At 70.4% G+C, this 8880-nt stretch carries 7 protein-coding genes; 5 read left to right on the plus strand and 2 right to left on the minus strand.

The window, feature by feature from the left end:
- Window positions 1-15 precede the first annotated feature (15 nt).
- Window positions 16-321, minus strand: coding sequence for a hypothetical protein (locus tag ACWGIG_RS33565; RefSeq protein ID WP_453325473.1), 306 nt, complete (start codon window positions 319-321; stop codon window positions 16-18).
- 269 nt (window positions 322-590) lie between these two features.
- On the opposite strand from ACWGIG_RS33565, the gene ACWGIG_RS33570 reads away from it, so the two are divergent.
- From ACWGIG_RS33570 to ACWGIG_RS33580, 3 genes are all read left to right on the plus strand, one after another.
- Entirely contained in the window at window positions 591-1100 is a 510-nt protein-coding gene (locus ACWGIG_RS33570) for a WD40 repeat domain-containing protein (protein WP_453325474.1), read from the plus strand.
- Window positions 1101-1258: 158 nt separating this feature from the next.
- A complete protein-coding gene (locus tag ACWGIG_RS33575) occupies window positions 1259-3319 on the plus strand; it encodes an alpha-galactosidase (RefSeq protein WP_453325475.1) in 2061 nt (686 codons plus the stop codon).
- Complete coding sequence (locus ACWGIG_RS33580; RefSeq protein WP_453325476.1) at window positions 3316-4578, plus strand: MFS transporter; 1263 nt, start codon at window positions 3316-3318, stop codon at window positions 4576-4578. Before ACWGIG_RS33575 ends, ACWGIG_RS33580 begins: the two co-directional genes overlap by 4 nt.
- Here ACWGIG_RS33580 and ACWGIG_RS33585 read toward each other — a convergent pair.
- Window positions 4575-5225, minus strand: a complete 651-nt coding sequence (locus tag ACWGIG_RS33585; protein ID WP_453325477.1) for a TetR family transcriptional regulator — start codon at window positions 5223-5225, stop codon at window positions 4575-4577. The genes ACWGIG_RS33580 and ACWGIG_RS33585 overlap by 4 nt on opposite strands.
- A gap of 61 nt (window positions 5226-5286) precedes the next feature.
- On the opposite strand from ACWGIG_RS33585, the gene ACWGIG_RS33590 reads away from it, so the two are divergent.
- Window positions 5287-6621 (plus strand): GH1 family beta-glucosidase, encoded by a 1335-nt coding sequence (locus ACWGIG_RS33590; RefSeq protein ID WP_453325478.1) that lies wholly within the window; start codon window positions 5287-5289, stop codon window positions 6619-6621.
- A 136-nt stretch (window positions 6622-6757) separates the two neighbouring features.
- Window positions 6758-8824, plus strand: coding sequence for a galactose-binding domain-containing protein (locus tag ACWGIG_RS33595; protein WP_453325479.1), 2067 nt, complete (start codon window positions 6758-6760; stop codon window positions 8822-8824).
- Window positions 8825-8880 lie beyond the last annotated feature (56 nt).

An 8880-nucleotide genomic window follows, 5' to 3' on the forward strand; every position in this document is an offset into this window, starting at 1 on the left:
CTCCCCGTCCTCACGTCACTGCCCGTCGAGGGCAGCCGGTGTCAGCCCCGATGATTCCGCATGCGGGCAGCCGCTCGCATCGGCCTCGACGTCCGGGGCGCTGACACTGCGGCAGATCGCGGTACGCCAGGCCGCGCAATGACTCCCGGCCTTGAAGGCAGTTCGCTGATCGTCAGCATCGGCCGGTTGGTCCTTCGTGTCGACCCGCTCGGCGGACGCCCGGCCGAGACGCTGTTCACCGCCCTCGGCGAGGTACGGGACCTGACGACCGCTCCGGACGGGAGCTGGTACGCGGCAGCGGACGAACGCGGGTTCGTGCATGTGGAGGACGGCACGCCTGTGTCCACCCTGGGCCGCGGGACCGGCTTCCTGGGCAGCGTGCGGCACCCGCTGCACACCGGACCCGACGGTCGCCTGGTTCGCGCACCGGGTCTCGCCGGGCCCGCCCCCCCCAGGATGAGCTGTGAGTCACGGCGGCTTCGCGTCCGCTGGCTGTCGCGCCCGACAGTCGCCGGCTGGCAACCGCCGGGTCCGGCAACCGGGTTCGCCTGTGGGACGTCGCTTCGCCCACGACGCCGACGCAGACGCTTTTGAGCTCGGTTTCCGTATGTGCCGTGGCCTTCTCCCCGGATGGGGGCTTCCTTCTCGCCGCGGACACCCACGGTGACATCCGCCGGTGGGACCTCGTCGGCCACGAGTTGACGGGGGTGAGGCTCCAGGAATCCTCCACCGTCCTCTTCCGCAACCTCCGCTCCGTCACCGCGCTGGCCATCGCGCCGTGCGGCACTTGGTGCGCCGTGGGCGACGAGGACGGACTCGTGCGCTTGTGGAGCCTGCCCGACGGGCGCAGCCGTGCGGTGTTGACAGGACACACGCATGCCGTCGTCGACGTCGACGTCGTCGCCCCGGACGGCCGCTGGATCGCCACGGCGGGCGAGGACGCCACCGTACGGGTGTGGGACCGGCGCGGCGGGCGGGTGGTGGCCGCCCAGCGCACCGAGGGCCCACTGCGGTCCTGCAGTTGGCGGCCGGACGCTCAAGGTCTCGCCGTCGGTGGCGACCGTAGTCTCTACGTCTGCCACTTCCGGCCCGCGACCTGACGCTGAATCCCGCGCCCCGCACGCACCTCGCGGGCGCCCCCGGTGGGGCACTCTTCCCCTTTTCCCAACGATCGCCCCCGCCAAGGGGGTTGGCGTTGCGGTCCCGCCTGCCTAACGTGTGAGCAGAACATGAGCCGACCTCACATTTAAGGACTTGCGTGATCACCCACCACGCCGAAGCCCGCCTGTGGCTGCTGAGCACGCCCGGCACCTCCTACGCCTTCCGGCTGGACGCCGACGACGTCCCCCGGCACGTGCACTGGGGCCGGCCGCTGACCCTGGAGCAGGCCGCCGTGATCGCGGCCGACCTGCCCGCCGAGGATCCCGGCGGCGACGACCCCGGCGGCGAGGAGTACGCGACAGAGGGCGGACTGCGGTTCGGGGCGCCGTCGCTGACGGTCCGGTTCGACGACGGCGTGCGCGGCTTCGACTGGCGGTTCGTCTCGTACACGGCCCAGGAAGGCCTGCTCACGCTCTGCTTCACCGACCGCGTCCGCTCCCTCGGTCTCGATCTGCACTACCGGATCCGGGACGGTCATGACCAGATCGAGCGCTGGGCCGTCCTCACCGCGGACGAGCCGGTGGACGTCCTGCGGTTCGACTCCGCCGCCTGGACGCTGCCCGCCCGCCACGACTACCGGGTCAGCCATGTGGTGGGCGAATGGGGCCGGGAGTTCCAGCTCCGGCGCGACCGGGTGCCCGTCGGGGAGACCGTGTTCACCAGCCGCCTGGGCATCACGGGACAGCACGCAGGACCCTGGCTGATGCTCGATGCGCACGACGCGGCCGAGGAGCACGGCGAGGTCTGGAGCACCGCCCTGGCCTGGAGCGGCAGCCGCCGCATCACCCTGCGCCGCGACCCTTACGGCCGCGCCTCCTGGACCGGCGGGTTCGGCCACGAGGGGCTGGTCTGGAAGCTGCTCCCCGGCGAGCGCCTGGAGACCCCCGTCTTCACCGGGCTGTACTCCCCCGACGGCTTCGGCTCCACCAGCCGCCGCTGGCACGCCTACGTCGAAGGCCAGGTGCTGCCCGCCCGGCCGGCCGAGCGCCCGCTGATCTTCAACTCGTGGGAGGCGACCGAGTTCGACGTCACCGAGAAGCAGCAGACCGAGCTGGCCGAGCTGGCGGCGGGTCTCGGCGTCGAGGTCTTCGTGCTGGACGACGCCTGGTTCGGCGCCCGCACCAGCGACCTGGCCGGGCTCGGCGACTGGTGGCCCAACCCCGACCGCTTCCCGGACGGCCTGGGCCCGCTCGCCGACCGCGTCCGCGCGCTGGGCATGGGCTTCGGCCTGTGGGTCGAGCCCGAGGCGGTCAACCCCGACAGTGACCTCTACCGTGCGCACCCCGACTGGATCCTCCATCAGGACGGCCGTACCCGTACGCAGCGTCGACACCAGTACGTGCTGAACTTCGCCCGCCGCGACGTCCGTGAATGGGCGGTCGAATGGCTGGTCAGGACCGTCACCGAGCTGGACGTCGCGTTCCTCAAATGGGACATGAACCGGCCCATCAGCGAGGCGGGGCAGCCCGGGGCCGCCGATCCCGACCGGGTCTGGATCGAGCACACGCGCGGCGTCTACGAAGTGATGGACCGGCTGCGCGCCGCACGTCCCGGCCTGTATCTGGAGGCGTGCGCGGGCGGTGGCGGCCGGGCCGACCTGGGAGTGCTGGCCCGCGCCGACCAGGTCTGGACGTCCGACAACACCGACGCCGCCGACCGGGTCGCGATCCAGCACGGCCACTGCCAGCTGCTGCCCGCCCGGACCATGGGCGCCTGGGTCACCGACAGCCCGAACAGCTTCAGCGCCCGCCCGACCTCGATCCGGTACCGCTTCCACGTCGCGATGGCCGGGGCGTTGGGCATCGGCGGCGACCTGCGGAACTGGAGCGAGGAGGAACGGGACTGGGCCCGGATGCTGGTAGAGCAGTACAAGCGGATCCGGCCCGTGGTGCACGGCGGCGTACTGCACCGCCTGGGGCACGACGCCGTGCAGTACCTCACCGAGGACGAAACCGTCGTCTTCCAGTTCCAGCCGTCCGCGCTGACCCGCTCCCCCGCCCGCACCCGCCTGAAGGGGCTCGACCCCGACGCCCGCTACGAGGACGAGGCCACCGGCGTCGTCCACGAGGGCGCCGTCCTGCTCGGCCACGGCCTCCCGCCGCTGCTGCCCTTCGACTGGACGAGCGAGCTCGTCCACCTCAAGAGAGTGCCCCGATGAGCCTCGCCCCCGTACGGCCCGAGGCACTCGCCGAGCCCACCCGCAAGGTCGGCCCCGGCTGGCTCGCCCTGTACGTCCTGGCCAACGTCGGGATGTTCATCCCGATGCAGGTGCCGACCACGTTCCTGATGCCCGAACAGATCGCCCGGATCGACCCGGCGGGGAAGGTCGGCAGCTACGCCTGGGTCAGCATGATGGGCGCGATAGCGGGCATCGTCATCGCGCCGCTGGCCGGCGCGCTCTGCGACCGCACCACCGGCCGCTTCGGCCGCCGCCGGCCGTGGATGATCGCGGGCTCGCTGCTCTGCATGGCAGCCCTGGTCTTCACCGGCAGCCGGACGACGGTCGCCGGGGTCGCGCTCGGCTCGCTCGTGCTCTCCGCCGCCTTCATGATCATCGGTGCCGGGCTCGCCCCTGTGGTGCCCGACCGGGTCCCGGTCGGGCAGCGCGGCGTGGTGCTGGGGTGGGCAACGGTCCCGCAGGCCGGCGGCATGATCGCGGGCGGGCTGCTGCTCGGTCTGGTGACGGGCTTCTCCGCGCAGTATCTGCTGATGGCCGCGTTCCCACTGCTGATCGTGCTGTTCGCACTCACCATGAAGGACCCGCCGCTTCCCCGCACCCACCGCGAGCCGTTCTCGCTGCGCACCTTTCTGAACGGCTACCGGATCAGCCCGCGTGCGCATCCCGACTTCGTCTGGGCGATGGGTTCACGGTTCATCATGGGGCTGGGTTACGGCCTGGGCACGCTCTACATGCCGTACTTCCTGGACGACGTGCTGCACTACGAGCAGCTGTTCCCCGGCCGGTCCACCGAGGACGGCCTGCTCCTCGTGATCGGCGTCAACTGCCTGGCCACGATCTCGACGGTCGTCCTCAGCGGCTGGCTCTCCGACAAGCTGGGCAAGCGCCGCATGCTGGTCTTCGTCGGCGGCGTCACGATGGCCGTCGCCGCGTTCCCGCTCGCGCTGGCGCCCACGTGGACCATGACGCTGGTCTCAGCCGTCATCCTGGGCCTGGGCTACGGCGTGTACCTGGCCGTCGACACCGCCCTGGTCACCGAGGTGCTCCCCGCCTCGGCGCACCGCGGCAAGGACATGGCCCTGGCCAATCTGATGGCTTCCCTGCCGTACGTGCTGGTTCCACCGATCGCCTCGGTCGTGATCGGCGAACTGGGGGGCTACCGCTCGTTGTTCCTCTGCTCCGCGGCCATGTCCGCGTTGGGCGCGGTGCTGGTGTGGAAGGTCAGGAGCGTGCGCTAGCGCGCTCGCCGGCCTGTCGCCAGGGACCGGATCCGGTCGTTCAGATAGCTGTTGAGGACTCGTTTGCACTCGGCGATCAGCTGGGGGTCGCCCTGCGGATCCGTACGGAAGGCAAGCCTCAGCACGCTGTCCGCGCACTCCAGGGCCACCCGGATGGCGAGCTCCAGTTCCGCGTCGTCGGAGACGCCGGACAGGGACGCGGTCAGTGCGCGCAGCCGCCCGGCAACCGCCGTGTTGTTGTCCAGGGTCGGATCGAGGGTGTGGTCCCGGCCCACCGCTCCGAAGTCGACCACGCCGAACCCGGTGATCGTCCGGCGCATGGCGACGAACTCCTCGACGGCCACGTCGACGACGCCGGAGATCTCTTCCGGCTCCTCGCGCGCCAACCGGGCCGCGACCCGCTCCAGGAAAGCCTCCAGGTTGCGGGCGGCGAGCGCGCCGATCAGCCCCTCCTTGTCGGAGAAGAACTGGTAAAGGGTGCCGATCGGCACCTGGGCCCTGCGGGCCACCTCCTTGGTGGTCAGCGCGGCATGGCCGACCTCGTCCAGGAGTTCGGCGCAGGCGTCCAGCAACCGTTCGAAACGTTCGGCGCTGCGCTTCTGCACGGGCCTGCGGCGCAGTGTCCCCGCGATGCGATCTTGGTTCACCGTTCCATCATCCCATCCGGCGGGCTAACATGAGCACTACTCACATTTCAGGGGGCTGCACATGACGCTGGACCATCTGCCCGCGGACTTCCTCTGGGGCGCCTCGACGGCGTCCTACCAGATCGAGGGCGCCACCAAGGAGGACGGCCGCGGGCCGTCCGTATGGGACACCTTCACCGCCCGCCCCGGTGCGGTCCGCGACGGGCACACCGGTGACGTGGCCTGTGACCACTACCACCGGTACGAGGAGGACCTGGCGCTGATGGCCGAGGCGGGCCTCACCGGCTACCGCTTCTCCGTCGCCTGGCCCAGGATCCGGCCGACCGGCAGCGGCCAGGTCAACCTCCGGGGCCTGGACTTCTACGACCGGCTGGTCGACGGCCTGCTCGCGCGCGGCGTCGAACCCGTCCCGACCCTGTTCCACTGGGACCTCCCGCAGGGCCTTGAGGACGAAGGCGGCTGGCTGAACCGCGACACCGCGTACCGCTTCGCCGAGTACGCCGCCGTCATGGCCGACAAGCTGGGCGACCGCGTCCAGAAATGGATCACGCTCAACGAGCCGTTCATCCACATGGTCTGGGGCTACGCCCTCGGCACCCACGCACCCGGCCGCACCCTGTTCCTGGACTCCCTGCCGGTCGCCCACCACCAACTGCTCGGCCACGGACTGGCATCGAGGGAGCTGCGGGCACGCGGCCTCCAGGTGATGATCGCGAACAACTGCACCCCGGTCTGGCCCGCCTCGGACGCCCCCGACGACCGCGCCGCCGCGCAGGCCTACGACAACCTCCACAACCGCCTGTTCAACGACCCGATCCTCACGGGCACCTATCCCGACCTGTCGGCCTACGGCGTGGACGCCACCCTCGGCGGCTCCGTCCGGGACGGCGACCTCGCACTGATCTCGGCCCCGCTGGACGCGCTCGGCATCAACTACTACAACCCGACCCGCATCCAGGCTCCGACGTCCGAGGGCCTGCCGTTCGAAGAGGCCCCCGTCGAGGGCTACCGCCGCACCGCCTTCGACTGGCCCGTCGTCCCCGACGGCCTGCGGGAGCTGCTGGTCGGCCTCAAGGAGCGCTACCCGCAGCTCCCGCCGGTCTACATCACGGAGAACGGCTGCTCGGTCGAGGACGTCGTCACCGCGGACGGCACCGTTCCCGACCTCGACCGCATCGACTACCTGGACACCCACCTCCGGGCCGTCGACGCCGCCGTGGCCCAGGGCGTGGACGTCCGCGGCTACTTCACCTGGACCCTGCTGGACAACTTCGAATGGGCCGAGGGCTTCCACCAGCGCTTCGGTCTCGTCCACGTCGACCACGACACCCAGGTCCGCACCCCGAAGGCGTCCTTCGCCTGGTACCGCGACCTCATCCGCGCCCAGCGCGGCTGAGCCGCCCGCCGGGCCCCTCACGAAGACCTCCACCACTTCCCGACAACACTCCCCGTCATGGGGGTTGGCGTGGCGAGCTCGGCTGCCTAACGTATATGCGGAACATGAGCCCACCTCACATCTAAGGATCTGTGTGATGACCATGGTTCAACCTCCGCGCCACAGGCTCAGATCCCTCACGATGGTGTCGCTGCTCCTCGCCGTGATGGCCCTGGTGCTCGGTCCGGCGCCCAGCTCCGCGGCGGAGCCCGACTGGTGGACCCCGACCGCGCGGCCCGCACCCGACTCACAGATCAACGTCACGGGCGAGCCCTTCAAGGGCACCGACGCCCAGGGCCGCGTGCGGGGCTTCGTCGACGCCCACGACCACATCATGTCCAACGAGGGCTTCGGCGGCCGGCTGATCTGCGGCAAGCCGTTCTCGGAGCAGGGCGTCACCGACGCGCTCAAGGACTGCCCCGAGCACTACCCCGACGGCACGCTCGCCGTCTTCGACATGATCACCAAGGGCGGCGACGGCAAGCACGACCCCCACGGATGGCCGTCCTTCAAGGACTGGCCCGCCCACGACTCGCTGACCCACCAGCAGAACTACTACGCCTGGGTCGAGCGGGCCTGGCGCGGCGGCCAGCGGGTGCTCGTCAACGACCTCGTCACCAACGGCGTGATCTGCTCGGTCTACCCCTTCAAGGACCGCAGTTGCGACGAGATGACCGCCATCCGCCTGGAGGCGAAGAAGACGTACGACATGCAGGCCTACATCGACAGGATGTACGGCGGCCCGGGCAAGGGCTGGTTCAGGATCGTCACCGGCAGCGCGCAGGCCCGCAGCGTCGTCGAGCAGGGCAAACTGGCCGTCGTCCTGGGCGTCGAGACCTCCGAGCCGTTCGGCTGCAAGCAGGTCCTGGACGTCGCGCAGTGCGGCAAGGAGGACATCGACCGCGGCCTGGACGAGCTCAAAGAGCTGGGCGTGAGCAGCATGTTCCTGTGCCACAAGTTCGACAACGCCCTGTGCGGCGTGCGCTTCGACTCCGGCACCCTCGGTACGGCGATCAACGTGGGCCAGTTCCTGTCGACCGGCACCTTCTGGAAGACGGAGACCTGCCGCGGGCCGCAGCACGACAACCCCATCGGCAACGCGGTGGCGGCGGAGGCCGAGAAGAGGCTGCCTGCGGGGGTGTCCGTCCCCTCGTACGCCTCGGGCGCGCAGTGCAACACCCGCGGGCTGACCGACCTGGGTGACTACGCGGTGCGCGGGATGATGAAACGCAACATGATGCTGGAGATCGACCACATGAGCGTCAAGGCCGCGGGACAGGCCTTCGACATCCTGGAGTCCGAGTCGTATCCGGGCGTGATCTCCTCGCACAGCTGGATGGACCTGGGCTGGACCGAGCGGCTCTACAAGCTCGGTGGTTTCGCCGCCCAGTACATGAGCGGCTCGGAGGCGTTCACCGCGGAGGCGAGGCGCACGGCCGAGCTGCGCAAGAAGTACAAGGTCGGCTACGGCTACGGCACCGACATGAACGGGGTCGGCGGCTGGCCCGCCCCGCGCGGCGGGGACACCCCCAACCCGGTGAAGTACCCGTTCCGCAGCACGGACGGCGGCTCGGTGATCGACAAGCAGACCACCGGCGAGCGCACCTGGGACTTCAACACCAGTGGCGCGGCGCACTACGGCATGGTCCCGGACTGGATCGAGGACATCCGGACCGTCGGCGGCCAGGAGGTCGTGGACGACCTCTTCACGGGCGCCGAGTCCTACCTCCGGACCTGGGGGAATTCCGAGCGGCACAGGCCCGGGGTGAACCTGGCCTCGGGCAGGGCCGCCTCGGCGTCCTCGTCGGAGTGGTGGAACCCCTTCGTCAACTTCACACCCGGCCGGGCCGTGGACGGTGACAAGGGAACCCGCTGGGCCAGCGAGTGGAACAACGACCAGTGGCTGCGGATCGACCTCGGATCCGCCCACCCGGTCAAGCGCGTCACCCTCGACTGGGAGGCGGCGTACGGGAAGTCGTACCGCGTCGAGCTGTCGGCCGACGGCACGGACTGGCGGACGGCCTGGTCCACGACGACAGGTGACGGCGGCCTGGACACGGCACGGTTCGCCGCGACCGAGGCGCGCTACGTACGGATCCAGGGGCTGGAGCGCGGCACCAAGTGGGGCTACTCACTCAGCGAGGTCGGCGTCCACAGCGACTGACGGCACCGGTGGGGCGGTGTCCAGGACCGGGTCCCGCCGGATCAGCTCTCCTGATC

This window comes from Streptomyces sp. NPDC054863, from assembly GCF_053610825.1.

What these genes read in the sequence shown, in the direction of transcription:
- ACWGIG_RS33565 (WP_453325473.1), bottom strand. Translation starts at nt 321, where the DNA reads ATGCACGAACCCGCGTTCGTCCGCTGCCGCGTACCAGCTCCCGTCCGG.
- ACWGIG_RS33580 (WP_453325476.1), top strand. Translation starts at nt 3,316, where the DNA reads ATGAGCCTCGCCCCCGTACGGCCCGAGGCACTCGCCGAGCCCACCCGC.
- ACWGIG_RS33590 (WP_453325478.1), top strand. Translation starts at nt 5,287, where the DNA reads ATGACGCTGGACCATCTGCCCGCGGACTTCCTCTGGGGCGCCTCGACG.
- ACWGIG_RS33595 (WP_453325479.1), top strand. Translation starts at nt 6,758, where the DNA reads ATGACCATGGTTCAACCTCCGCGCCACAGGCTCAGATCCCTCACGATG.